At 65.9% G+C, this 25,296-nt stretch carries 24 protein-coding genes and 1 riboswitch; of the genes, 10 read left to right on the forward strand and 14 right to left on the reverse strand.

Annotated features, from left to right (window positions below; genetic code table 11):
- Positions 1–57 precede the first annotated feature (57 nt).
- Entirely contained in the window at positions 58–678 is a 621-nt protein-coding gene (locus GW587_RS15330) for a cysteine hydrolase family protein (protein WP_166104566.1), read from the forward strand.
- On the opposite strand, the gene GW587_RS15335 is transcribed toward GW587_RS15330, so the two are convergent.
- The 7 genes from GW587_RS15335 to GW587_RS15365 are packed head-to-tail and all read right to left on the reverse strand — an operon-like array spanning position 675 to position 5,962.
- Positions 675–1,019, reverse strand: coding sequence for a translation initiation factor Sui1 (locus GW587_RS15335; RefSeq protein ID WP_166104568.1), 345 nt, complete (start codon positions 1,017–1,019; stop codon positions 675–677). The two genes, GW587_RS15330 and GW587_RS15335, sit on opposite strands and share 4 nt — an antisense overlap.
- Positions 1,016–1,984: a nucleoside hydrolase gene (locus tag GW587_RS15340; RefSeq protein WP_166104571.1), complete on the reverse strand. Its 969-nt coding sequence runs from the start codon at positions 1,982–1,984 to the stop codon at positions 1,016–1,018. Before GW587_RS15340 ends, GW587_RS15335 begins: the two co-directional genes overlap by 4 nt.
- Positions 1,985–2,026: 42 nt before the next feature.
- On the reverse strand, positions 2,027–2,533 hold the full coding sequence (locus GW587_RS15345) for a DUF2867 domain-containing protein (protein ID WP_166104573.1): 507 nt from the start codon (positions 2,531–2,533) through the stop codon (positions 2,027–2,029).
- 6 nt (positions 2,534–2,539) lie between these two features.
- Positions 2,540–3,280 carry a hypothetical protein gene (locus GW587_RS15350; protein ID WP_166104576.1) on the reverse strand — a complete coding sequence of 247 codons (741 nt, stop codon included), beginning with the start codon at positions 3,278–3,280 and terminating at the stop codon, positions 2,540–2,542.
- On the reverse strand, positions 3,277–4,245 hold the full coding sequence (locus tag GW587_RS15355) for an MlaD family protein (RefSeq protein ID WP_166104579.1): 969 nt from the start codon (positions 4,243–4,245) through the stop codon (positions 3,277–3,279). The genes GW587_RS15350 and GW587_RS15355 overlap by 4 nt, the downstream gene beginning before the upstream one ends.
- A 1-nt stretch (position 4,246) precedes the next feature.
- Positions 4,247–5,035 carry an MlaE family ABC transporter permease gene (locus GW587_RS15360; protein ID WP_166104582.1) on the reverse strand — a complete coding sequence of 263 codons (789 nt, stop codon included), beginning with the start codon at positions 5,033–5,035 and terminating at the stop codon, positions 4,247–4,249.
- A gap of 60 nt (positions 5,036–5,095) precedes the next feature.
- Positions 5,096–5,962, reverse strand: coding sequence for a LysR family transcriptional regulator (locus tag GW587_RS15365; protein WP_166104584.1), 867 nt, complete (start codon positions 5,960–5,962; stop codon positions 5,096–5,098).
- A gap of 98 nt (positions 5,963–6,060) precedes the next feature.
- Here GW587_RS15365 and GW587_RS15370 point away from each other — a divergent pair, with 98 nt between their 5' ends.
- Positions 6,061–7,449, forward strand: a complete 1,389-nt coding sequence (locus GW587_RS15370; protein ID WP_166104587.1) for an MFS transporter — start codon at positions 6,061–6,063, stop codon at positions 7,447–7,449.
- On the opposite strand, the gene ribB is transcribed toward GW587_RS15370, so the two are convergent.
- Positions 7,446–8,114: a 3,4-dihydroxy-2-butanone-4-phosphate synthase gene (ribB, locus tag GW587_RS15375; protein ID WP_166104590.1), complete on the reverse strand. Its 669-nt coding sequence runs from the start codon at positions 8,112–8,114 to the stop codon at positions 7,446–7,448. The genes GW587_RS15370 and ribB overlap by 4 nt on opposite strands.
- Before the next feature lie 99 nt (positions 8,115–8,213).
- Positions 8,214–8,347: riboswitch (FMN riboswitch) on the reverse strand.
- Between the two features lie 98 nt (positions 8,348–8,445).
- Here ribB and GW587_RS15380 point away from each other — a divergent pair.
- On the forward strand, positions 8,446–11,262 hold the full coding sequence (locus GW587_RS15380; protein WP_166104593.1) for a M16 family metallopeptidase: 2,817 nt from the start codon (positions 8,446–8,448) through the stop codon (positions 11,260–11,262).
- Positions 11,263–11,315: 53 nt separating this feature from the next.
- On the forward strand, positions 11,316–11,516 hold the full coding sequence (locus GW587_RS15385; protein WP_166104595.1) for a hypothetical protein: 201 nt from the start codon (positions 11,316–11,318) through the stop codon (positions 11,514–11,516).
- Here GW587_RS15385 and GW587_RS15390 read toward each other — a convergent pair.
- A complete protein-coding gene (locus GW587_RS15390; RefSeq protein ID WP_166104596.1) occupies positions 11,468–11,911 on the reverse strand; it encodes a VOC family protein in 444 nt (147 codons plus the stop codon). The genes GW587_RS15385 and GW587_RS15390 overlap by 49 nt on opposite strands.
- Positions 11,912–11,989: 78 nt before the next feature.
- Here GW587_RS15390 and GW587_RS15395 point away from each other — a divergent pair, with 78 nt between their 5' ends.
- Both GW587_RS15395 and GW587_RS15400 read left to right on the forward strand, forming a co-directional pair.
- A complete protein-coding gene (locus tag GW587_RS15395) occupies positions 11,990–12,517 on the forward strand; it encodes an SRPBCC family protein (protein WP_166104598.1) in 528 nt (175 codons plus the stop codon).
- 17 nt (positions 12,518–12,534) lie between these two features.
- Complete coding sequence (locus GW587_RS15400) at positions 12,535–12,969, forward strand: hypothetical protein (protein ID WP_229259465.1); 435 nt, start codon at positions 12,535–12,537, stop codon at positions 12,967–12,969.
- Here the strand turns inward: GW587_RS15400 and GW587_RS15405 are convergent.
- A complete protein-coding gene (locus GW587_RS15405) occupies positions 12,966–14,003 on the reverse strand; it encodes an AraC family transcriptional regulator (RefSeq protein WP_166104600.1) in 1,038 nt (345 codons plus the stop codon). The two genes, GW587_RS15400 and GW587_RS15405, sit on opposite strands and share 4 nt — an antisense overlap.
- Positions 14,004–14,103: 100 nt before the next feature.
- Between GW587_RS15405 and GW587_RS15410 the strand changes: the two genes are divergently transcribed.
- From GW587_RS15410 to GW587_RS15420, 3 genes are read left to right on the forward strand one after another with little or no spacing between them, the layout of a single operon-like run.
- Positions 14,104–15,711, forward strand: a complete 1,608-nt coding sequence (locus GW587_RS15410) for an FAD-binding oxidoreductase (protein ID WP_166104602.1) — start codon at positions 14,104–14,106, stop codon at positions 15,709–15,711.
- Positions 15,708–17,288, forward strand: coding sequence for a glycerol-3-phosphate dehydrogenase/oxidase (locus GW587_RS15415; RefSeq protein WP_166104604.1), 1,581 nt, complete (start codon positions 15,708–15,710; stop codon positions 17,286–17,288). Before GW587_RS15410 ends, GW587_RS15415 begins: the two co-directional genes overlap by 4 nt.
- 14 nt (positions 17,289–17,302) lie before the next feature.
- Positions 17,303–18,865: an FGGY-family carbohydrate kinase gene (locus tag GW587_RS15420; protein WP_166104606.1), complete on the forward strand. Its 1,563-nt coding sequence runs from the start codon at positions 17,303–17,305 to the stop codon at positions 18,863–18,865.
- Between the two features lie 13 nt (positions 18,866–18,878).
- Here GW587_RS15420 and GW587_RS15425 read toward each other — a convergent pair whose 3' ends face one another.
- The 4 genes from GW587_RS15425 to GW587_RS15440 form a co-directional block, all read right to left on the reverse strand.
- Positions 18,879–20,237 carry a diguanylate cyclase domain-containing protein gene (locus GW587_RS15425; protein ID WP_166104608.1) on the reverse strand — a complete coding sequence of 453 codons (1,359 nt, stop codon included), beginning with the start codon at positions 20,235–20,237 and terminating at the stop codon, positions 18,879–18,881.
- Positions 20,238–20,609: 372 nt separating this feature from the next.
- Complete coding sequence (locus GW587_RS15430; protein ID WP_166104611.1) at positions 20,610–21,803, reverse strand: aminotransferase-like domain-containing protein; 1,194 nt, start codon at positions 21,801–21,803, stop codon at positions 20,610–20,612.
- Positions 21,804–21,830: 27 nt separating this feature from the next.
- The gene (locus GW587_RS15435; RefSeq protein ID WP_166104613.1) at positions 21,831–22,292 is read right to left on the reverse strand and encodes a RidA family protein; all 462 of its coding nucleotides are present in this window, start codon (positions 22,290–22,292) and stop codon (positions 21,831–21,833) included.
- A gap of 106 nt (positions 22,293–22,398) precedes the next feature.
- A complete protein-coding gene (locus tag GW587_RS15440) occupies positions 22,399–23,340 on the reverse strand; it encodes a DMT family transporter (protein ID WP_166104616.1) in 942 nt (313 codons plus the stop codon).
- A 76-nt stretch (positions 23,341–23,416) separates the two neighbouring features.
- Here GW587_RS15440 and GW587_RS15445 point away from each other — a divergent pair, with 76 nt between their 5' ends.
- Positions 23,417–25,288, forward strand: coding sequence for an aminotransferase-like domain-containing protein (locus GW587_RS15445; RefSeq protein WP_308495384.1), 1,872 nt, complete (start codon positions 23,417–23,419; stop codon positions 25,286–25,288).
- Positions 25,289–25,296: the final 8 nt, after the last annotated feature.

Consider the following 25,296-nt stretch of genomic DNA (forward strand, 5'->3'; position numbering starts at 1 on the left):
GCCGGCGGGGCGGGAGCGGACAATGGCTTCATTCACTTCACTTACCAGGAGAATGCCATGTCCACTACCCCACGCCGTGCCTTGATCGTCATCGATGTACAGAATGAATACATCACCGGCAACCTGCCGATCGAATATCCTCCGGTCGCGGTCTCGCTGCCGAACATCCTGCTGGCGATGGACGCGGCACGCGAGGCCGGCGTGCCGGTGGTGGTGGTGCAGCATGAAACGCCGGTGGGGGCGCCGATCTTCGCCAAAGGCTCGCCGGGCTGGGAGCTGCACGACAGCGTGGCGCGGCGTCCGCGCGATCACTACATCAGCAAGACCTGGGCCAGTACCTACACCGGAACCGACCTGGCCGAGTGGCTGGCGGCGAACGCCATCGACACCATCGCCATCGCCGGCTACATGACGCACAACTGCAACGCGGCGACCATCTACGAGGCGGCGCACAAGGGAATGGGCGTGGAGTTCCTGTCCGACGCCACCGGTTCGCCTTCGTACCAGAACGCGGCGGGCAAGGCCAGCGCGGAGGAGATCCATCGGGTGTACAGCACGGTGTTTCATTCCAACTTCGCGGCGGTGGCCAGCACCGGCGACTGGGTGGCGGCAATGCGCGAGGGGCGGGCGCTGGAGAAGGACGATATCTATCTGTCCAATCTGCGCACGCGCTGTTAACCGCCGGTGCGTTTGGGGTTGTGGCCTTGCTTCTTCAGCTCTTCCATCACGCGCTCGCAATGGTCGCCCTGGATTTCGATGACGCCGTCCTTGACGGTGCCGCCGGAACCCACGGCGCCGCGCAGCTGCTTGCCCAGCAGGGCCAGCGCGATCGCGTCCAGTGCCAGGCCGCGCACCAGGGTGACGGTCTTGCCGCCGCGTCCTTTCGATTCGCGCGAGACCTTGACGTTGCCGTCGCCGGCCGGCTTGGCCTTGGCGGCTGATTTACAGGCGCAATCGCTCAGCGGCTTGCGGCAGTCGGGGCACATGCGGCCGGTTTCGGTGGAGTAGACGAGGCTCATGGTCGGTCTTTCAGCAGTCGGCTCATCAGGATATCGAAGAAGCGTTTTTGGTCGGAGGCGAGGCAGACGGCGGAATTCGGTGCGCCGGCTTGTTCGCGGGTGTAGCCGTCGTTGTCGACGACGATGCGCAGCGGCGTGGTCGGGCAGGATTGCGGGTCGATCAGCCAGGTCACCGGGACCACGTCGAATAATGACGGCATGTTGCTGGACCATGGCTGGTAGGCGTCGATCCATTGGTGGTACAGCAGGGCCAGCGCGTCGGTGACCGGCGAGCCGTGGCCGAGCAGGGCGTTGCGTTCCACTTCATCGAGGCGGATCTGGGTCGAGTCCAGCGGCATCATCACGATCGGAACGCCAGAGGTGAACAGCTCTTGCGCGCCGGCGATGTCGGAGACGATGTTGTATTCCTTGTCGGCCGGGCGCGACGGCACGTATTGGGATTTGCGGTAGCCGGCGCGCACCGAGCCGCCCATCATCGCGACCTGTTTCAGCTTGCCGAAGGTGGCGGCGTCGCGCTGGATGGCGGCGCCGATGTTGGTCAGCGGGCCGAGGGCCAGCAGTGTGATCTGGCCGGGCTGGCGTTTGATCTGGTCCAGCATGAAGTCGATGGCCTCGATGCGGGCCGGCAGTTTGCCGCGCTGGGCGTAGCGGGCTTGCGTGAACGGTTGCGGGTTGCCGCTGCTGGCGATTCCCTGTGCGATCGGGATCCGGGTGTGGCCGGTTTCGCGCAGCATGCGCTCCAGCAGTTGCGCGCGCAGCGCGGTGTCGCCCCAGGCGGTGGTGATGCCGACGATTTCGATCTCGGGGCTTTGCAGCAGCAGCGCCAGCGCGAAGGCGTCGTCGATGTCGTCACCGATGTCCATGTCGACGATGACTTTTTGCGGCGCGGCTTGCGCCAGCATGGCGCAGGAAAGCGCGAGGATGGTGAACAGTCCGCGCAGCCGGCGGGAGATTGGGAAGGTCATGCGGTGCCTCGATTCGTCGAAGGCGAGATTCTAGCAGACCCTCTATTGGCTTTTGAGCTGCCGCAGGGTGGCGGGGACGATGCGGCGGTGCAGCGGGGCGACAAACAGCATGTAAAAGCGCCCCAGCATATTGTGCGTGTGGACAATGGTGCTGACCGCGACCCGGCCATTTAGCTTGCAGACCGAGACTTCAACGTTGAGGTGCTTGTCGGAGTCGCCCAGTATGACTTCTTCGTCGCTGAGGTAGCGGATGGAGAAGATGCCTACGCGGTCGCCGATGCGGTACGCGTCGGCGGGCTTGGAGGTTGTGAAGTCTCCCAGATGGCCAAGGTTCTTCAGGCCGACCAGGCTGACGATGCGGTTGCGCAGCGCCATCAGCGTGTTGACCCATGCCGGGGTGGTGGCGGCGACTTGCAGGTAGAGCGACAGCGCGGATTTATCGGTTGGCGCGATGGCTGTCTGGTAGCAGTCGTGGAAATCGGCGCCGGGCAGGCGCTTGGCGATTTCGCTTTGCGGTGGGATCGCGATGGCGGATATCGATGTGGCCATGGCGGGTCAGGGCTTGTCGCCGACCAGGGCGATGCGGCGTTTGATGCGTTGGGCTTCGGCGTCGTCGCCGGACTTTTCGGCGCGCATCGCTTGCACGCCCAGCCAGGCCAGCAGCGGTCGGCGCCAGCCCTGGGCGGAGGCGGTGTCGACCGCATCGGCCAGTGTTTGTGGGCTGGCTTTGCCGGCGCGTAGCAGCACGCCGCTGGCGACCAGCTTTGACAACGGGTCGGCGATCGCGTGCGCCGCGTTGGCCGCCGCGACATCGGCGCCGCTATCGAACGGCGCGCCGGACGACGCGGCGAGGCCCGTGCCAGCAGCGGGGACGGCACCGGCGCTGGGGGGCGTGGCGGCGATGGCGGCGGCGACGGCTCTGTGCTGCTCCGGCAGCAGCGCGGCGTCGGCGGCGGTGGCGCGGCCGGCGAGGTAGTCGGCGTAGGCGCGGTCGGCCGGGCTGGCGTCTTGCGCCAGCTTGGCGTAGCCGGGGCAGTCATCATAGGCCAACGCGGCGACATGGGCGGCGCAGCGGATCAGCTCTGCGCGGATCATCAGATCGACCTTGCCGGTGCTGGCCAGCGCTTCGCGGGCGCGCTGGTATTCGGCTGCCTCGATGCGGGCGTTGCCAGACATGTAGGCCGCCGTCGAACGTTCGATGGAGCTTTGCGCGTTCATCTGCCAGTCCGGCACCGGCGGGTTGTTGCCGCAGGCGGCCAGCAGCAGGGCGGGGACAAGCAAGCTAATTTTTTTCATGGCAGTTTGATCTCCGTGTCGCGCTTGAACGGCCATTTACGATTGATCTCGTTGACCAGTTGCTCAACGCGGCGCAAGCTGCTTTCCACTTCCGCCCGCAAGGTGCCTAGGTCGGCGGTGGCCTCCTTGGCATTGGCGCCGACGGCTTGCGCCTCGACCAGCACCGCGTCCATTTTCTTCAAGCTGTTGCGGGCGTCCGCCAGCAGGCCGTTGAGCTGCTGGATGGTGGCCTGCGCATCGGTCATCACGCCCTGCTTGCCGAAGACCTGCGTGTCGGCGTGGCCGATCAGGCTGTCGGCCTTGACCGCCAGCGCGTTCACCGTGACCAGCAGCTTGTTGGCGCGTTCGGTCAGCTCCTGCGCGTTCTTGTCGTCGCCGGCGATCAAACCCATGGCGCCGCGCGGGCCGTTGAGTTTCCCGGTCACCCCCTGCACGTTGGCCAGGCTGGCGGCCAGGGCGGAATTCTCCGCCGTCAGGTCGTTGAGGTTTTGCAGCAGGTCCTTGGCGGCGGCCAGCAGGCGGGGGATCTCGGCGGCGGCGTCGCCGACCAGCAGCGTGCGCGCGGCGCCGTCCTCCAGCGGCGGATCGGTGGGAATGCCGCTGAAGGCGCGCAGCTTGGCGCCGCCCACCAGCCCGCGCTCCAGCGTGAAGATGCTGGATTTGCGCAGCCAGTGCGCATCGGTGCGCGGCACGTCGACCACCACGCGCGCCCGGCCATCCTTGCCCAGTTCGATGCGCCGAACGCGCCCGATCGGGAAACCGGCGAAGGTGACGTCCATGCCGACGCTGACGCCTTCCGAATCGTCGACCTCCAGCACCAGCGTCTGTGTCGACTCGAACGCGCCGCGCGCGTACATCAGGTAGATCGCCGATCCGGCGACCAGCACCACCATCAGTATCAGCAGCAGCGCCGCCTTGAATTCCGCGTTGCGCACCGGGGCGGCTTGAGTGGTTTGTTCTGTCATATCAGTAGTAATTACCCATGAGCGATGCGACTTCGATGAGGAGTATCACGGCGAACAAGCGCACCATATCGGACAAGCTATGCCTGACCTTGTCGCGGTAGTTGGCGCCGAAATAGAATGAGGAGGCCATCGGGATCAGGCCGACGGCAAAACTGACGAAGACGATCTTCATCACCAGGATCAGCGTGACGGCGGGATTGAACACCTGGCCGACCACGCGCGTATAGCCGCCCAGCGCCCACGGCGTGAAGCCATACAGCGACAGGTAGGCCAGGATCAGCGCCAGCACACAGCTGACGGCGGCCAGCATCCAGACCGCGAAGATGCCGGCGGCGACGCGCGGGAAGAATTCGCGATGCAGCACTTCCTCGTCGATGACGTCGTCCCGGCTGCGGCTTTGCGAAAATTCCAGGCCGGCCGGCAGCGTGGTGCGCAACGCGACAAAGGCGGCGGCGGTGAGCGGGATCAGTTCCAGCACCAGCACCCGCACCACCATTTCCAGCGCGAAGCGCGACAGGCCGTAGCTTTGCGAGGTGACCACGACGATGCGGATCAGCACCAGGCTGACCAGCGCCGACAACACGCCATACCAGGCCAGATTGGGCGCGGTGTCGCTGACGATGTGGCGCGCCAGCACCTGGCGCCGCTCGCTGCGATAGCCCGACGGCGTCAGGGCGATCGACAGCATCAGCACCGAGAACAACAGCAGCCGCCACCAGCTGTGCAGCCAGGCGACGGTGCCTTGGTGCAGCCGTAGCAGTACGGGTGGGATCGATGCTTGTGGGTTCATGTTGGCATCTTAGCACTGCGCGGGCGGCGGCTGGCGTACGACATGAAGGTTCGGCATGCGTCAGGTCGCGGGGAAGCTGTCGATGATGGCGTCGGCGGCGGCGCGCACGCGGGCGCTGCGACTCAGGTCGCTGTGCATCACCAGCCAGACGTCGTAGTGGTCGACCCGTTCCGGCCAGACGCGGACCAGACGTGGATCAACGTCGGCCATGTGGCACGGCAGCTCGGTCACGCCCATGCCCTGGCGCGCCGCCTCCTGCAAGGCCAGGCCGTTATTCACTTCGATCGCCACGCGCGCGTTGTTGACCGGCTCCAGGCAGATTTTCTCCTGGTGGCGGAAAGCCACCGCCGCCTGGTAGATGACGATGTCGTGGCCGGCCAGGCCGTTGCCCGGCGTCGGCATGCCGCGCTGCTTCAGGTACTCGGGCGTGGCGTACAGGCCCATGCTGCGCCGGGTCAGGTGGCGCGTGATCAGGTCCGGGCTGGTGGGCTTGAGGGTGCGCACCGCCAGGTCGGCCTCGCGCCGCGTCAGGCTGGTGATCTCGGTGCTGGTGCTGAGGACGATGCGGATCTCGGGGTGGCGTTCGTGCAGCCGCCGCATGGCGCCGATGACGAAGTGGTGCGCCATCGTGTCCGAGGTGGTGACGCGCACGCTGCCGGACAGGCGGTTGTCGATGCCCTGCATCTCGCGCTGGAATTGCAGCGCGGCGTGCTCCATCGCCTCGGCGGCGGTGACGGCCAGTTCGCCGGCGGGCGTGGCGAGGTAGCCGGACGGCGTGCGCAGGAACAGCCGCGCGCCCAGCGATTTCTCCAGCGCGTTGAGGCGCCGGCCCACGGTGGCCTGGTCGATCTCCAGCATTCCGGCGGCGGCGCGCAGCGTACCTTTGCGGTAGATGGCGAGGAAGATCCGGGCGTTGTCCCAGTCCATGAGCGGCTCCAGCGGCATGCATTGATGATGCATTTTTGCATCAGAGTGCCGATGTTATGCGTATTTACTGCATCACGCAAGAGGCCTAACATCGCGTCATGAATACGCCAACCACCGCCACCGCCGCCGCGCCTGTCCGTCAGGTGCCTCCCTTGTTGATGCTGATGACGCTCGCCATCGGCTTCGTCATGGCGATGATCGACGTCACAGCCGTCAATACCGCCTTGTCCGATATCTCGGTCAGCCTGCAGGTGCCGCTGACCGGCCTGGTGTGGGTGGTGGACGGCTACACGCTGACCTTCGCCGCGCTGCTGATGGCGGGCGGTGCGCTGGCCGACCGTTTCGGCCCCAAGACCGTGTACCAGGGCGGCTTGAGCGTCTTCATTCTCGGCTCTGTGCTGTGCGCCCTGGCGCCGAGCGGCAACGCGCTGATCGCCGCGCGGTTGTTGCAGGGGGCGGGCGCGGCGCTGTTCATGCCCAGCTCTTTGAGCCTGCTGACGCACGCCTATGAAGACCAGGCCACCCGGGCGCGCATGCTGGGCACCTGGTCGGCCATCGTCGGCTGTTCGTCGGCGGCGGGTCCGTTGGTGGGCGGGATCCTGGTGCACGAATTCGGCTGGCGCAGCGTGTTCTGGGTGAACGTGCCGATCGGCCTGGCCGGCATCGTGTTGACGCAGATGCTGGCGCCGGCCACGGCACGTCACGAACGGGCGCTGTCGATGCTGAGCCATGCATTGGGCGTGGCCGCGCTGGCCGGGCTGAGTTTCGTGCTGATCGAAGGGCCGGCGTTGGGCTGGACGTCGATGCCGGTGCTGGCCGCCGCCGCCGCGACGGTGCTGGTGGCCGGGTTGCTGGTGCAGCGCGAGCGCGCCGGCGCCCATCCCTTGCTGCCGCGCGCCTTGTTCGAGACGCCGGCGTTCGCGGCGGCCAACGGCGTCGGCTTCCTGATCAATTTCGCGGTGTTCGGCCAGCTGTTCCTGCTCAGCCTTTATATACAGCAGGGCGGCGCCGATGCGCTGCACACCGGCTTGAAGCTGATCCCGATGATGGCCGCTTTCGCCATCGGCAACCTGACTTCGGGACGGATCACGGCGAAGGTCGGCACGCGGCCGCCGATGATGTATGGACTGATGGTGGGATTGGGCGCGGCGCTGGTGATGCTGCTCGGCCTGCGGCCGGACACGCCGTACTGGCTGCTGGTGATCGCGACCATTGTGATGAACGTGGCGATCGGCATCGCGATTCCGGGGATGACGGCAACGGTGATGCTGGTGGCCGGCAAGGCGCACGCCAACAGCGCCGCCGCCGCGCTCAACGCCAATCGGCAGATCGGCGCGCTGGTCGGCGTGGCGGCGATGGGCGCCGTGCTGCATATGGCGCCCGACTGGGCGTGGCGCTTGCCGTCGGCGTTCGGCCTGATCACGGCGGCATACGCGGGCGCCTTGTGCCTGGTGTACCGCTACGTCAAGCTGGGCAAGCCGGTTTAGATACCTTGCTGCTTACGCCACTCGATCATCTCGGCGATGGTCAGGATAGGCATCCGGTGCAGTTCGGCGAAGCGTTCGATCTCGGCGCCGCGCATCATGGTGCCGTCGGGGTTCATCAACTCGCATAACACCGCCGCCGGATTCAGGCCCGCCATCGTCGCCAGGTCCACCGAGCCTTCGGTGTGGCCTTTGCGGGCCAATACGCCGCCCGGCGTGGCGCGCAGCGGAAACACGTGGCCGGGATGGACCAGGTCCGCCGGCCTGGCGTCCGCCGCGATGGCGGTGCGGATGGTGGTGACCCGGTCGGCGGCGGAAACGCCGGTGGTCACGCCCTCGCGCGCTTCGATCGATACCGTGAACGGGGTGCCGTAACGGCTGCCGTTTTCCGAAGCCATCATCGGCAGCTCCAGCGCGCGCACCTTGTCGGCGCTCAGGCAGAGGCAGACGATGCCGCTGCATTCGCGGATCATCAGCGCCATCGACTGCACGGTGATCTTCTCGGCGGCGACGATCAGGTCCGCTTCGTTCTCGCGGTCGAAATCGTCGAGCAGGATCACCGGCACGCCGGCGCGCATGGCTTCCAGGGCGGCGGCGATGCGGCCTTCCAGGTCGCCGGAAATCAGGGAGTAGGGGGATGCTGCGTTTTGGTCAAGCTGGTCAAACATGGTGGAACGCTCCTCGCATAGGCGAAAAACGCGACAGGGCAAGCGAATACGCGCGGCCGGCCGCGCCGAGGATTCGGCGGCGACAGGCTGCGATACAGCGCACATCTTCTTTCATCCGGACTTTAACCGTCGGCCCTGGAGTTACACCAGATCTGCGCGTTGCCGCGCTCGCGGGCTTGCCCTTCGCAGGACTTACCGCCGGTGGGGAATTACACCCCGCCCCGAAGACGTTGTTGTTCGCGCCTGCCGGACGGCAAGCGCACGAGGATTCTAGCCCAAATCGGAGAATTCAGTGTAAGGTAGCCCTGTTCTTAAATTTTATGCATCCCGAATGAAGCTGACTCCCCTGCGTACCCTGTCCGGCGCTGCACTTCTGGCGTGTTGTTTACTGGCCCAAGCCGGCGACCTCAAACTGAGCGATGCCATTCCCGTGGGACCGCAGGTCAAGGTGGGCAAGCTGGCCAACGGCCTGACTTTCTACGTGCAGAAGAACGCCCGCCCGGAGAAGAAGCTGGAGCTGCGGCTGGTGGTGAAGGCCGGCTCGATCCTGGAGGACGAGGATCAACTGGGGTTGGCGCACTTCACCGAGCATATGGCCTTCAACGGCTCGACCAATTTCAAACGCAACGAACTGGTGTCCTACCTGCAGTCGATCGGCGTGAAGTTCGGCGCGGATTTGAACGCCTACACCAGCTTCGATGAAACCGTTTATATCCTTCCGCTGCCGACCGACAGGAAGGAAATCGTCGACCAGGGCTTCCAGGTGCTGGAAGACTGGGCCCACGGCCTGTCCTTCAACGACGAGGATATCGACAGCGAACGCGGCATCGTGCTGGAAGAGCTGCGCCTCGGCAAGGGCGTGGACGACCGCATGAACAAGGTGGTGCTGCCGAAGGTGCTGAACGGTTCGCGCTACGCGCAGCGCATGCCGATCGGTAAAGAAGAGATCCTCAAGAACTTCAAGTACGACGCCATCAAACGCTTCTACCGCGATTGGTATCGCCCGGACCTGATGGCGGTGGTGGTGGTCGGCGATATCGAACCGGCCGAGGCACAGCGCCTGATCGAGCAGCATTTCGGCAAGCTGAAAAATCCGCAGAACCCGCGTCCGCGCGAGTATGCGCGGATCCCGGAGCGGCAGGAGTCGGAGGGCATCGTCTTCACCGACAAGGAAGTCAGCGCCAACACGGTCTATATCCGCTATCCGATCCAGGCCTGGCCGGCCGGCGACACCATCGCGGATTACCGCCAGAAGCTGATCGAGGGGATGTACAGCTTTATCCTCAGCCAGCGCATGTACGAGTTGACGCAGCAGGTCAATCCGCCGTTCCTGCAAGGCGGCAGCGGCATGAACCGCATCGTGCGCGGCTACCGGTCGTTCGGCGCCGGCGCGGTGCTGGGCAAGGGCGGCGCGGCGCCGGCCATCAACGCGCTGGTGCAGGAAGACCAGCGCGCGCGCCAGTACGGTTTCACCGCGTCGGAAGTGGAGCGGGCCAAGAAGGGCATGCTGCGCAACTACGAGCGTCTGTACAACGAGCGTGAGAAATCCGATTCGGCCGGCTATGCGTCGGAGTACATCCGCAACTTCCTGGAACAGGAAAGCATTCCCGGCATCGAGATCGAATACCGCTACGCCAACGAGCTGATTCCGGGTATTTCGCTGGCGGAGGTGAACGCCGCCGCGCGGGTGGCGATACCGCAAGGCCAGAGCAAGCTGGTGGTCTACACCGGCGTCGACAAGGCCGGCATGGCGCAGCCCAAGGCCGCCGAGCTGGTGGCCATCGCCAACGCGGCGGAAAAGGTGGCCGTCAAGCCGCATGAGGAAAAGGTCTACGCCAGCCAGCTGATGCCGGTGTTGCCGAAGCCGGGCCGCATCGTCGGCGAAAGCGTCAACGCCAGGATCGGCACCACGGAGCTGGTGCTGAGCAACGGCGTCAAGGTGGTGCTGAAGCCGACCGACTTCAATAACGATCAGGTGATGCTGGGCGGCTTGCGCTACGGCGGCTGGTCGCTGTTCGGCGACCGCGATGTCTTCGCGGCGCATTACGCCAGCAGCATCGTCGGCCAGATGGGAGTGCTAAATTATTCGCCCAACGACCTGGGTAAGGTCCTGGCCGGGAAGGCGGTCAGCTCCAGCGCCAGCGTCAGTTCGATCAATGAATCGGTGGGCGGCAGCTCGGGCAGTTCGGATATCGAGTCGATGCTGCAGCTGGTCTATCTGCAGATGACGCAGCCGCGCAAGGATGCGGCGATCTACAGCGCCTACGTCGACCGTCAACGCGAGCTGGCGCAGAACAATCTCGCGCGTCCGGAGTCGGTGTTCTACGATACCGTGACGGCGACGCTCTACAACAACAGTCCGCGCGTGCTGCGCGCCGCCAAGCCGGCCGATTTCGATCAGCTGGCGCTGGACCGCGTGATGGCGATCTACAAGAGCCGTCTGTCCAGCGCGCGCGACTTCACCTTCTTCATCGTCGGCAGCTTCGATGTGGAGAAAATCAAGCCGCTGCTGGCGACCTATCTCGCCAGCCTGCCGGTGGGCGAGATTCCGGTCGCCTACAAGGACGAGGGCGTGCGGCCGATCAAGGGCGTGGTCAAGAAGGAAGTGCATGCGGGTTCTGAACCGAAGAGCACCATCTCGCTGTCGTTCACCGGCGAGGTGCAGTATTCGCGCGCCGAGCGCATGCGCTTGCAGGCCTTGGTCGAGGTGTTGAACATCAAGCTGATCGAAACGCTGCGCGAGAAGATGGGGGCGATGTACAGCGGCGGCATGAGCGCCAGCATGAACCGCATCCCTTACGGGAATTACTCGATCAGCGCCAACCTGCCGTGCGCGCCGGAGAACGTGGACAAGGTGCTGGCCGCGACCTTCGCCGAAATCGACAAGATCCGCCAGAACGGCGCGGACGAGGCGGACCTGAACAAGGTCAAGGCGTCATGGATGAAGAGCTACCGCAAGGGCATGCGCGAGAACGGCTACTGGATGTCGTCGCTGCAAAATGCCTTCTTCAACAATAACAATCCCGAGGATATCCTGAGTTACGAGTCGCGCGTCGATGCGCTGACCACGGCGGACCTGAAGGAGGCGGCCAAGCGCTACTTCGACATGAACAACTACCTTCAGGTGGTGCTGTATCCGGAGACTTGAGCCGTCCGCCTGTTACACTGACGACTTGTAATCACCCGATGTATGAGGCAATCATGGCAAAGAAAAAAGAAGAGCTGGACCCGGAGACCCTGGCGTTGATCAACTGGTGTATCGAAGTCGAAGGCTTCCTGGTCAAGGGCGGCGCCACGCAGGAAGAAGCGCAGGAGCATATCGAAGAGCAGGTCGAATGGTTCACCGATCAGTTCTACGACGGCCTCACGCCGGAGGAAGCGGCCAAGGAAGCGCTGGCCTGAGCCTCCTCCGCATCGTGACAGACGATGCATAGTTTGTTCCCGTCCGGGTCGCGGAAGTAGGCGCCATAGTAGTTGGCGTGATACTGCGGCCGCAATCCCGGCGCGCCTTCACAGCTGCCTCCGTGCTTCAGCGCAAGTGCGTGGGCGCGGTCCACCGCGCCGCGCGACGGCGCCATCAGCGCGATCATCTGGCCGTTGCCGCATCCCGCCGCCTCGCCATCGAACGGTTTTCCGATCACGAACAGGGGCCGCGCCGCCTCGGCCGGCTGCCACGCCGCCCAGGGCTTGGCCGGATCGCTGAAGCGCAGGCGCGTGCCCAACTCCGCCATCAGCGCGGTGTAGAACGCCAGCGCGGCTTCGAAGTCGTTAATTCCCACATAGACATGCGACAGCATTCTGCTTCCTCCGACGGGTGAATATATCAAAAAAACATGATAGGCTAGTTCCTATAATGATAAAACAGGGAGGAAGACATGCTGAAGAAAATCTCGCTTGCTGTTGTTGTACTGATCCTGATCGTCGTGGCGCTGGCCGCGATGCAACCGGACAGTTTCCGCGTGCAGCGCGCGATCGCGATCAAGGCGCCGCCTGAGAAGATCATGCCGCTGATCAGCGACTTCCACCAATGGCCGCAGTGGTCGCCGTGGGAAAAGCTGGATCCGGCGATGAACCGCGTCTTCAGCGGCGCGCCGAAGGACGTCGGCGCGGTCTACGCGTGGAACGGCAATAAGGAAGTGGGCGCCGGCCGCATGGAGATCACCAGCATGACGCCGCCGAACCAGGTCGGCATCAAGCTGGTGTTCCTGGAACCGTTCGAGTCGCACTGCGTGACCGATTTCGCGCTCGACAGCAAGGGCGAATCGACCACGGTGACCTGGACCATGTCCGGCCCTAGCAATTTCATGACCAAGGTGATGGGACTGTTCAGCAGCATGGACAAGATGATCGGCAAGGACTTCGAGGCCGGCCTGGCCAGCATGAAGGCGGCGGCCGAAAAATAGCATGGTGGAGGTGGGCGATGAAGACGCGTGTGGTTCAGGCGGTGCTGGCGATGCTGCTGGCGGTGGCGGGCGTGACGGCCGGCGCCGCGCAGCTGCGCAGCGATCATCCCATCATCGGCACCTGGCGCATCACGCTGCCCGACGGTTCGTGCAGCGAGACCTACCGCATCCGCGCCGACGGCACCACGCTGGTGTTCAGCCATGAGGAGGTGGCCGAGTCCACCTTCGTCATCACCGACCAGCCGGATAAAAACGGTTTCTACAAAGAGGTCGACACCATCGTCAAGGACAACGGCAAATCCGATTGCACCGGCGAGATCACCCAGCCCGGACGGGCCGTCACCAACTACCTGCAATTCCATCCCAGCGGCGACATGTTCCTGATGTGCGTCGAGCGCAGCCTGGATCGCTGCATCGGTCCCTTCGTGCGGGTGCGCGGCAGCGCGATTTAAATCCGATAGGCGCCGGGATTGACGCCGGCCCATTCCTTGAAGGCGTGGTTGAACGCGCTCTGTTCCTGGTAGCCGAGCAGGAAGGCGATATCGACCAGGCTCAGTTCCGGTTGCCGCAGATAGTCCTTGGCCAGCGCGAAGCGGGCCTGGTCCAGCACCTGCTGGAAGCTGGCGCCGGATTCGTTCAATTTTCGTTGCAGCGTGCGCGGCGACAGCTTCAATTCCTCGGCCACGGAGGCCAAGCGCAGCGAGCCGCGCGACAGATTCTTGACGATGGCGGCGTGCACCTGCTGCGCGATGTCGGGCTGGCCGCCGTGGGCGTCGATCGCGCGCTGGCGCAGCAGCTGCTCGGCGTGCTGGCGCAGCACCGGGTACAGGCTGACATCGGCGTTCGGCACCGGCCATGCCAGCAACTGCGCGTCGAAGGTGGCGACGTTGGCCGGCGCGTTGAAGGTCGGCATGGCGCCGATCAGGCGGGCGTATTCGGCGCGGTCGGCCGGCGCGCCGCCGTCGTGGGTCAGCGTCAGTTGCGCCGCCGGAAGCGTCATCCCGGCCAGCCAGTTGCCGAACGTGCGTATGCCGGCGAACACGCTGTCGGCCAGGTGGCGCTGCGAGGCGTCGTAGTTGCTGTGCCAGGTGTAGTGGGCCAGGCCGTCCTTGATCGTCAGCGTCGACCGGCCCAGGTCGTGCGCCAGCTGCTCGTAGCGCATGGTCTGTTCGAAGGCCTGGCCGAAATCGCGGCAGCTCAGCAGGATCAGGCCATACACGCTGTAGGTGCCGAGTTTGACGCGCTCGCCGACGTGCAGGCCGAAATGCGGATCGTCGGCCAGCGCGGCGCCGATGTCGAGCAGGCGCACGTAGTCGTCGGCGGGCAGGGTTTCGGGCAGCGGCGCCAGCGCGCCGGGGCGCAGGCCGGCGGCGCTTTCCAGCGCCTGCGCGCCGATACCGCGCGCCGCCGCCGCTTCCAGCAGCGGTTGCAGGTAGGAGCCGGCGACGCGGCGCGGCTTGGCGTGATCGAACAAGGCGGGTGTCATGAAAGCGCAATACCGGCGGGCGGCGTTATTTTATTCTTATGTCATCAATTATCGGTGCGCGCCAGTATAGCAAGCGCCCCGTCACGAAGACAGGAAAACAATGAGACGCTGGAACGGTTGGGGCGACGAGTCGGTCGCATTTGCGCTGAACGAAGATGCGCTGGCGTTCCTGGCGCGGCGCATCGGCGCCGGCACGCCGGTGGTGGACGCTGCGTTCGGACAGGCGTGCGCGCGGATCGGGGCGTCGCGGCTGCCGGCGCATCGCTTGATCGACAGGGGCTTGATCGATACGTCGCCCGAGGTCCGGTTGCGCAATGCGCTGGGTCAGAGTCTGCCGGATTGGCTGCGCTTGCGCTATGGCGTGATCGAGACGGCGCCGGATGGCGTGGCGTATCCGGAGAGCGCGCAGGATGTGCGCGAGCTGTTCGACTACGCGCGGGCGTGCGGTGCGTCGGTGATCGCGCAGGGCGGCGGCACCAGCGTGGCGGGACACCTGACGGCGCCGCACGGTGTGCAGCCGGTGCTGGCGGTGAATATGACGCGCTTTCGGCAGCTGCATTTTCTGGATACCGAGTCGCAGCTGGCGACCTTCGGCGCCGGCGTGTTCGGGCCTGACCTGGAGGCGCAGTTGCGCGCGCGGGGCTATACGCTGGGGCACTTTCCGCAGTCTTTCGAGTATTCGACGCTGGGCGGCTGGATCGCGACGCGGTCGTCGGGGCAGCAGTCCTTGCGCTACGGGCGCATCGAGCAGCTGTTCCGTGGCGGTTCGGTGGAGACGCCGGCCGGAACGCTGGATATTCCGACCTTTCCGGCGTCGGCGGCGGGGACCGATCTGCGCGAAATGGTGCTGGGCTCCGAGGGACGGCTCGGCATCCTGACCGAGGCGACGGTGCGCGTGACGCCGCTGCCGCAGTATGAGGCGTTCCATGCGGTGTTCTTTCCCGACTGGACGGAGGCCGAGACGGCGGTGCGCTTGGTGGTGCAGGCGGGTTTGTCGCTGTCGATGCTGCGGTTGTCGAACGCGCTGGAGACCACCACCATGCTGGCGCTGGCCGGCCACAAGAAAATGATCTCGCTGCTGGAGGGCTATCTGTCGCTGCGCGGCTGCAAGGACGGCAAGTGCATGCTGATGGTTGGGGTGAGCGGCCACAAGTCGCTGGCCAGGGCGGCGTTGCGGGAGGCGCTGGCGTTGACCTTGCCGCATGGTGGCGTGCATGTCGGTCGCTACATGGGGGAGAAGTGGAAGCAGAACCGGTTCCGCAATGTCTATCTGCGCAATGCGGCCTGGGAGCACGGCTATGCCATCGATACGGTGGAGACGGCGGTCGACTGGCCGCGCGTCGAGGCGATGATGCACGCGGTGGAGGCGGCGGCCGTCGGCGCGCTGGCGTTGCATGGGGAGCGGGTGCATACCTATACGCATCTGTCGCATCTGTATGCGCAGGGGGCGAGTGTTTATACGACCTTTGTGTACCGGTTGGCCGGCGATTATGCGTCGGACCTGGCGCGCTGGCGGGCGTTGAAGCGGGCGGCCAGCCTGGCGATCGTGGAGAGCGGTGGGACCATCAGTCATCAGCACGGCGTGGGCAGCGATCATGCGCCGTATCTGGCGGCGGAGAAGGGTGAGCTGGGGATTTCGGCGATGCGGGCCTTGTTCGCGCATTTCGATCCGACGCAGATGATGAATCCAGGGAAGCTGCTGCCATGAACGGGCGGGCGGCGTTGCCGGATCTGTTCGCGCGTCGGTGGGATCTGGTGGTGATCGGTGGCGGCATCAGCGGTGCGGGCATCTTGCTGGAGGCGGCGCGGCGTGGGTTGTCGGTGCTGCTGGTGGAGCAGCGTGATTTCGCCTGGGGGACGTCGAGCAGGTCGTCGAAGTTGGTGCATGGGGGCTTGCGGTATCTGAAGCAGGGACAATTTGCGTTGACCCGCGAGTCGGTGCATGAGCGCGAGCATTTGCTGCGGCAGGCGGCTGGCTTGGTGGAGCCGCAGAGTTTTGCGTTCGGTGATTATGTGGGGCGCAAGCCGGGCAAACGGGCGTTTTTGGTCGGGCTGGCGATCTATGACCGGATGGCGGGGCAGAGGTCGCGGCATTATTTCGGACAGGCGGAGTTCGCGGCGCTGGCGCCGAATCTGGCGGTCGAGGGGCTTCAGGGTGGGATGGTCTATATGGACGCCAAGACGGATGACGCGCGGTTGGTGTTGCGCGTGCTGCAAGAGGCGCGCGCGCATGATGGTGTCGCTGTCAACTACATGGCGGTCGAGTCGCTGCTGCGCGAGGGCGGCGGGACGAAGAGTGTTTGCGGTGTGCTGCTGCGGGATGGATTGACCGGGGAGCGGCATGAGGTGCGGGCGCGGCTGGTCGTCAACGCGACCGGCGCCTGGGCCGACCGTTTGCGCGCGCGGGAGGGCGGCGCGCCACGGCTCCGGCCTTTGCGCGGCAGCCATCTGGTGCTGCCGGCCTGGCGTCTGCCGCTGGCGCAGGCCATCAGCTTGATGCATCCGGCCGACGGCCGCCCGGTGTTCGCCTTCCCGTGGGAGGGCGTGACCCTGGTCGGCACCACGGACGTCGACCACAAAGAAGACCTCGCGCGCGAAGCGGCCATCACCCGCGGCGAATTCGATTACCTGATGGCCGCCTTGCGCGACCAGTTCCCGCAACTGGATCTACAGGAGCAAGACGTCATCGCCACCTACGCCGGCGTACGGCCCGTCATCGACAGCGGCAAGGCCGATCCATCGAAGGAAGGCCGCGACCATGCGTTCTGGCTGGAAGGCGGCCTGCTGACCGTCACCGGCGGCAAGCTGACCACCTTCCGCGTGATCGCACTGGACGCGCTGAAGCTGGCGTCAACGCTGCTGCCGGAGCTGAAGGACCGACTGGCGCCGCAACCGCTCTTCGGCACCGGCGCAACGCGGCCGCTGCATTACAGCCGCACGCTGCCGGCCGGGCAGGCCGTACGCCTGCAAGGCCGTTACGGCACGCTGGCGCAACAGCTGGTCGACGCGGCCAACCCGGGCGAGCTGGAGACAATCACCGGCACCCAGACCATCTGGGCGCAACTGCGCTGGGCCGCGCGCCGCGAGTCGGTCTGCAAGCTGGAAGACCTGCTGCTGCGCCGCAGCCGTCTCGGCATCCAGCTGCGCGGCGGCGGCATCGACATCCTGCCGCGCATCCGCGCCATCTGCCAGCCGGAACTCGGCTGGACCGACCAACGCTGGGAGGCTGAGCAAACCGCCTACCTGGCGCTATGGCACACCCACTACAGTTTGCCGACACAATAACTATACGAGACCCCATGGCGGACCAATACATCCTCTCCATCGACAACGGCACACAAAGCGTGCGCGCGCTGTTGTTCGACCTGGACGGCAACCTCGCGGCGAAAGCGCAAATCCACCTGGAAGCCTACTTCTCCACGCATCCCGGCTGGGCCGAACATGACGCCGACGGCTACTGGAACGCGGTGGCAAAAGCCTGCCAGCAGCTGTGGGCCTCCACGACGATCCCGCGCAGCGCGGTCCAAGGCGTGGCGGTGACGACCCAGCGCGGCACGGTGGTTAACCTGGACCGCGACGGCAAGCCGCTGCGGCCCGCGATCACCTGGCTGGACCAGCGCCGCGTCGGCAAGCGCAAACCTCTGGGCCTGTTGTGGCGCACCGCGTTCAGACTGGCGCGCGTGTCCGGCACCATCGAATACTTCCGGCGCGAAGCGGAGGTCAACTGGATCGCCGAACACCAGCCGGAGATCTGGGCCCGGACCGACAAGGTGCTGTTGCTGTCCGGCTTCCTGAATTACCGCCTGTGCGGCCGCCACGTCGATTCGACCGGCTCGCAGGTGGCCTACCTGCCGTTCGATTACAAGCGCCACAGGTGGGCCGGCGCGCGCGACTGGAAATGGCAGGCGTTGGCGGTGCGGCCGGAGATGTTGCCCGAGCTGGTGGCGCCGGGCACCGTGATCGGCGCCATCACGGCCGCCGCCGCCGCGGCGACCGGCATCCCGGAAGGCACGCCGCTGGTGGCCGCCGCCGCCGACAAGGCCTGTGAAGTGATCGGCGCCGGCGCGCTGGCGCCGCACATCGCCTGCCTGAGCTACGGTACCACCGCCACCATCAACACCACCAGCAAGAAGTACATCGAAGTGACGCCGTTGATACCGCCGTACCCGGCGGCCGTTCCTGGCGCCTACAGCACCGAGGTGCAGATCTTCCGTGGCTACTGGATGGTCAACTGGTTCAAGGAGCAGTTCGGGCATCTGGAGCAAATGGCCGGTGCGCGGCAAGGCATGGCGCCGGAAGCCATGTTCGACCAGTTGGTGAACACGGTGCCGCCGGGTTCCATGGGGCTGATGCTGCAACCGTACTGGAGTCCGGGAATCAAGACGCCGGGACCGGAGGCGAAGGGTGCGATGATCGGCTTCGGCGACGTGCACACCCGCGCGCACATGTACCGGGCCATTCTCGAAGGGCTGGCGTATGCGCTACGCGAAGGCAAGGAGCGGATCGAAAAGCGCAGCGGCGTGGCGGTGACTGAGTTGCGGGTGGCCGGCGGCGGCTCGCAGAGCGACGCCGCGATGCAGCTGACCGCCGACATCTTCGGGCTGCCGGCGGCGAGGGCGCATCTGTACGAGACGTCGGGCTTGGGCGCGGCGATCGCGGTGGCGGCGGGCCTCGGCCTGTACCGCGACTTCGACACCGCGACGCGGGCGATGACGCGGCCGGGCCGGGTGTTCCAGCCGATCGCCGCCAACCAGCGCATCTACGAGCAACTGTATCGGCGCGTGTACTTGAACATGTACCGGCGCTTGCAGCCGCTGTACCAGGACATCGCCGACATCACCGGCTATCCCGAACAGCTGTAGCCCCCAAGGTTGTTTAGCGCATCACCAGGGCTTTGACCGCGTCCAGCGAGGCGCTGCCGGTCTTGGTGGCTTGTACCTGGTTGCGGCCGCCCTCCTTGGCGACGTACATCGCGCGGTCGGCGGCGACGAACAGCGATTCGGTGTTGTCCAGCTGATGCGGGTGGATCGTGGCGACACCGATGCTCACCGTCAGCCAGGCCGACGTCGTCGAGCGCGGATGCGGGATCTGCAACGCTTCGATGTGGGCGCGGATCGATTCGGCCAGCAGGTAGGCCGAGTCGCCGTCGGTTTCGGCGAACAGCAGCACGAATTCCTCGCCGCCGTAGCGCGCCGCCAGGTCGGTCGGCCGCAGCGCGTGCGAGGCGATCGCCTGCGCCACCTGCTGCAGACAGGCGTCGCCGGCCGGATGGCCCAGCGTGTCGTTGTACAGCTTGAAGTGGTCGACGTCCAGCACCACCAGCGACAGCGGCTGGTTGCTGCGCATCGCGCGCTGCCATTCCTTTTCCAGGAAGCTGTCGAAGTGGCGCCGGTTGGCGATCTTGGTCAGCGGGTCGACCATCGCGGCGCGTTGCAGCGCGTCCTCCGATTGCTTGTGGTGCGTGATGTCGTGCAGCAGGCCGATGAACAGCGGCTGGCGCAGATACATCGGCGTCAAGGTCAGGTCCATGCACACCGAGCTGCCGTTGCGGTGGCGGATGATCACCTCGCGCGTGCCGTGGTTGTGCGCGGTCTCCGGCGCGGCGGCGTAGCGTTCGAAGTAGTCGAGATATTCCTGCGCCACCAGGGGATTGAGCAGATCCTCGATGGCGCGTCCCGCGAGTTCGTTTTCCTGGTAGCCGAGGTATTTGTCGCAAGCCGGATTGGTGAACTGGATGCGGCCGTCGGCCTCGATGATCAGCAGACCTTCGGCCATGTTGTTGACGATGGTGCGCAGGCGCTCGGCCTGTTCCTCCTGGGTTTCGCTGCGGCTGCGGATCTGCAGCTGCGTGCGCACCCGCGCGCACACCTCGGCCATGCGCAACGGCTTGCCGATGTAGTCGACCGCGCCGATGTCGAAGCCGGCCACCACGTCTTCGGTGTCGGTGCGGGCGCTCATGAAGATCACCGGGATGCGCTGGGTGGCGCTGTGGCTCTTGAGCTGGCGGCAGGTTTCGAAACCGTCCATGCCGGGCATCATGACGTCGAGCAGGATCAGGTCGGGGTGGACCCGGCGCGCGATCTTCAGCGCCCGCTCGCCGGACGTGGCGACGAAGGTCTGGTAACCCTGTTCGACCATCAGCTTGCGCAGCGCGCCGAGGTTTTCCGGGGCGTCGTCAACGATCAGGATCGCGGCATCGCGCCGCGTCGCAAAACTCAAACTTCCAGGATTCATTGCGTTTCGCCTTTGACCTGGTGGGCTGTATAGGCGTGTAAGGTCGGTTGCGCGGGTCGGCAACGTTGGGGACGGGCTACGATGATTTGTGCGCGGATCAACAAGGGCTTGGCCTGTCTGAAGGTGACTATCCGTTCAAATCATACCGCTTTGCAATGGGTCTTGGTGAAAAAAAATAAGCGGATTTTGGAGTGTTGTCTCGGTTGCATCGGCCGCAGCGGCGCTGGCGCCAGCTGGTGTAAGTAATGTTGATGCTATGTTATTTGTTTTGCCGTTTTCCGTGACTATTGGTGATAAAGTCGCGGCGGCGGTGTTGTATTTGTGGCAGGAGGATCGTGGGCGACGGACGCCGCCCACGGAGGTACGACGTGGTCAGATCTTGGCGGCGATCAGCTTGCCCAGGATCTCGATGCCGGCGCGGATGCGTTCCGGCGGCACGGTGACGAACGACAGGCGCAGTGTATTGGTCTGCGCCTCGTTGGCGTAGAACGGCGAGCCCGGGACGAAGGCGACCTTCTGCACCAGCGCTTCTTCCAGCAGTTTCATGGCGTCGATGTGCTTAGGCAGTTCGACCCAGATGAACATGCCGCCTTCCGGCTTGGTCCATTCGACACCGGCCGGGAAGTGCTGCGCCATCGCGTCCAGCATGACCTGGCACTGGTCGCCGTACAGCGTGCGGATTTTCGGGATGTGGCGGTCGAGGAAACCGTCCTTGATCACTTCATGCACCACCATCTGCGTCAGCTGCGAAGTGTGCAGGTCGGCGGCCTGCTTGGCCAGTTCCAGGCGGCGCACCAGCGGCAGCGGGGCGACCACGTAGCCGAGGCGGATGCCCGGCGTCAGCACCTTGGAGAAGGAGCCCATGTAGATCACGCCGTCCGGGTTCATCGCCACCATCTTCGGCAGCGGCGCGCCCTTGTAGCTCAAGGCGCCGTACGGATCGTCCTCGATCAGCGGCAGGCCGAGACGGGCGCAGGTCTCGACCAGCTCGACGCGGCGCTCGGTCGACAGCGTGCGGCCGGTCGGGTTCTGGAAGTTCGGCAGCGCGTACAGCAGGCGCGCGCCTTCGGCGACGGCGTCCAGCGACGACGGCACCAGGCCGTGTTCGTCGGTGTCGACCGATTTGAATTCGGGACGGTACACCGAGAACGCTTGCAGCGCCCCCAGGTAGGACGGGGTCTCGACCAGTACGCGGCTGCCTTCGTCGATCAGCACTTTGCCCAGCAGGTCCAGCGCTTGCTGCGAACCGGAGGTCATCAGCACCTGTTCCGGCGTGATGCGGGCGCCGCTGGTCGACAGCGAGTCGGCGATCCATTGACGCAGCGGCAGGTAGCCGTCGGTCGGGCCGTATTGCAGCGCGACCTTGCCGTTCTCGCTCAGCACCTTGTCGAAGGCGACCTTCATTTCATCGACCGGGAAGGTCAGCGGCGACGGCAGGCCGCCGGCGAAGGAGATGATCTCGGGCTGTTGCGTGATCTTCAGGATCTCGCGGATGAAGGACGATTGCAACTGGTCGGCGCGCTCGGAGAAGCGCCACTGGATCGGATTCGGGTTTTCGATTTTCATACTGGTCTCATTCAATAAATAGACGGCTTACGCGACTTCGGCGATCAGTTCGATTTCGACGCAGGCGCCGAGCGGGATCTGGGCCACGCCGAAGGCGGAGCGGGCGTGCTTGCCGGCGTCGCCGAAGACTTCGCCCAGCAGCTCGGAGGCGCCGTTGGTGACCAGATGCTGTTCGGTGAAGTCGGGCGTGGAGTTCACCAGGCTCATGACCTTGACGATGCGCTTGACCCGGGTCAGGTCGCCGCCGACGGCCGCTTGCAGCGTGCCGATCAGGTCGATGGCGATGGCGCGCGCGGCGGCCTTGCCTTCGGCGGTGTCGATGTTTTTGCCCAGCTGGCCCACCCACACGCTGCCGTCGGCGCGCTTGGCGATGTGCCCGGACAGGAACACCAGATTGCCGGTTTGGGCGTACATGACGTAGGCGGCGGCAGGGACGGCCGGTGCCGCCAGGGTGATATCAAGCGCTTTCAGTTTTTCGTAAACAGACATGTGGTTATCCAAAAAATAAGTGGGTGAGGCAAAGTCAAGACCGATATTGTACGTCGTGCCGCAGGGGTTGCCCACAATTGAGGCAAAATCAAGATACTGTATGGTGTTAGCGCCGTTTCACCTGCATTTTGCGTCCGGTACCCACCACGGCGATGACGGCGATTGCAAATAATACGGTTTGCCATTCCAGCGCTTCACCCAATATCACGGTCGCGCCGAGCAGCGTCAGGAACGGTTGCACCAGTTGCACCTGGCCGACCCGCGCCACGCCGCCCAAGGCCATGCCGCGATACCAGAAGAAGAATCCGATGAACATGGAGAATACGCAGACGTAGGCGAAGCCGGTCCAGGCGGCGGCATTGGCGTGGCTTATTTGCGCGGCCTGCTCCCAGCACAGCCAGCCGACCACCGGCAGCAGCAGCGGCGCGGACAGCACCAGCGCCCAGCAGATGGTTTGCTGGCCGCCCAGCGTTTGCGACAGCCGGCCGCCGGCGGCGTAGCCCATGGCGGCCAGCACCACGGCCAGGAACACCGCGAGGTCGGCGAGGTGCAGGCTGCCGCCGCTCTGGCGCAGCGCAAAGCCGGCCACCAGCAGCGAGCCTATGATGGCCATGATCCAGAAGCCGGTCGAGGGTTTCTCGCCGCCGAGCAGGGCGGCGAAGACGGCGGTGGCCAGCGGCAGGATGCCGACCAGGACGGCGCCGTGGGCGGCGGGCAGGGTTTGCATGGCGATCGAGGTCAGCCAGGGGAAGCCGATGACGCAGCCGGCGGCGACCAGCCCCAGCGCGGGCAGGGCGGAGCGGGGTGGCAGCGGGGCGCGTTTCCAGTACAGCCAGCCGCCGGCCAGCACGGCGGCCACCAGCGCGCGGCCGAGGGCGACGAACACCGGGGACAGGCCGGCGGCGCCGCCGACGGCGAGGCGGGTGAAGGGCAGCGTCAGGCTGAAGATGGCGACGCCCACCAGGCCAAGCAGCATGCCGGCGGTTTCGTCGCTGAGGCGGCGTGCGGTCGGGATGGCTGAAACGATGGGCGATGTCGGTTGGGTCATGCAGCTATCGTACGTGACAAAACCAGTACAGTGCCAGTACACTTGACAATATAATTTCTTATACTGTGACGGTAATATGACCAATACACGCAAGCGCACTTCGTTGTTGGGGGCTGCGGCCACGGCCGCCGCCGAGGCGGTGGCGGACGCGCTCGAAGCCCAGGCGCGCGCGATGGCGGCGCCGGCGCCCGGCCCGGCGGTGACGTCGGTGCCGGCGCGGCCGAAATCCCCTGTGCCCGTCGGAGCGACACCCGAGCGGGCAGGGCGGGCACAGGCCAAGGTTCGGGCTGCGGCCGGCACGCCGTCTGACGCGGCGGGGCGGGCGTCGGCCGAGGCGCCAGCGCGCGCGCGGGATGGTGTGCGCGCACCGGTCAGCCCGCCGCCGGCGACTGTCGGCCGGGCGCAGGTCGGGGGCTTGGTGGGCTTGCTGTCGCGCGAATCGGGCGAGACCTTGATCGACCAGATCGTGCGCTCGGTGGTGGCGCGCATCGATGACCGGTTGCTGCGCGGCGGCGCGCGCATGCCGTCGATCCGCGCCTTCGCGGCGGCGCACGGCGTCTCGGCCTTCACCGTGGTCGCCAGCTACGACAAGCTGGTGGCGACCGGCTATCTGGACTCGCGCCGTGGCGCCGGCTTCTTCGTGCGCGAGCGGCCGTCGATGGCGCTGCACGCCCACGACGCCGCAGCGTCGGCGACCGGCGGCTGGGCGCACGGCGGCTTGGGCGGTGGCGCGGACAGCGGCAGCGGAGCGGGCGGCACGGGCGGGAGGGCTGGCGCGACGACGGCCGGCCGGCGCGCGCTGTCGGCCTTCGACGCCAAGCCGATCGACGTGGTCTGGCTGGTGCGGAACATGTTCCGCCAGATGCCGTACCAGCAGATGCCCGGCTCCGGGGTGCTGCCGTCCGAGTGGCTGGACGGCGCCGCCATCGCCAACGCGCTGCGCGCCGTCAGCCGGCAGAATCCCGCGCTGCTGCTGAATTACGGCGTGCCGCAAGGCTTCCTGCCGCTGCGCCAGCAATTGCAGCACAAGCTCGGCGAACTGGAGATCGCCGCCGCACCGGAGCAGATCGTCACCACCGCCGGCGTGACCCAGGCGCTGGACCTGGTGGCGCGCGAGTTCACCCGCCCCGGCGACACCATCTTCGTCGACGATCCGGCCTGGTTCCTGATGTTCGGCTCCTTCGCCGCGCTGGGCGCCAAGGTGGTCGGCATCCCGCGCCTGGCCGACGGCCCGGACATCGCCCAACTGGCGGAACTGGCGGCGCTGCACAAGCCCAAGCTGTATATCATCAACTCGGTGCTGCACAACCCGAGTTCGACCTCGCTGTCGGCCGCCAAGGCGTTTCAGGTGCTGCGGCTGTCGGAGGAGCACGACTTCATCATCGTTGAAGACGACATCTATTGCGACCTGCACCCCGGCAGCGCGGTGCAGCCGGCGACCCGGCTGGCGGCGCTGGACCAGCTGCAACGGGTGATCTACCTGAGCGGCTTCTCCAAGACCATGGCAGCCAACCTGCGGGTCGGCTTCATCGCCACCTCGCTGGAACGCGCCGAGCGGCTGGCCGACCGCAAGATGCTGACCATGCTGACCAGCAGCGACATCGGCGAGCGGGTGGTGTACAAGGTGCTGTCCGAAGGCTCGTTCCGCAAGCACGCCGACCGCATGCGCGGGCGGCTGGACGGCATCCGCGCCAAGACTATCCGCCAGATGGAGCGGGTGGGGCTGAAGGTGGACCAGGCCGCGCCGGCAGGCATGTTCGTCTGGGCCGACGCCGGCTGCGACACCAACGTGCTGACCGAGAAGGCGATGGCGCACGACCTGCTGCTGGCGCCGGGCAGCCTGTTCTCGCCCAAGCAGCTGCCGTCGACCCGGATGCGGCTCAACGTGGCGGCGATGCAGGAGCCGGCGGTATGGCGCTTCTTCGAACGGGAATTGGGCAAGTCTTGAAATCGCTC

This window comes from Duganella aceris, from assembly GCF_011090165.1.
Classification (GTDB): Bacteria; Pseudomonadota; Gammaproteobacteria; order Burkholderiales; family Burkholderiaceae_D; genus Rugamonas; species Rugamonas aceris.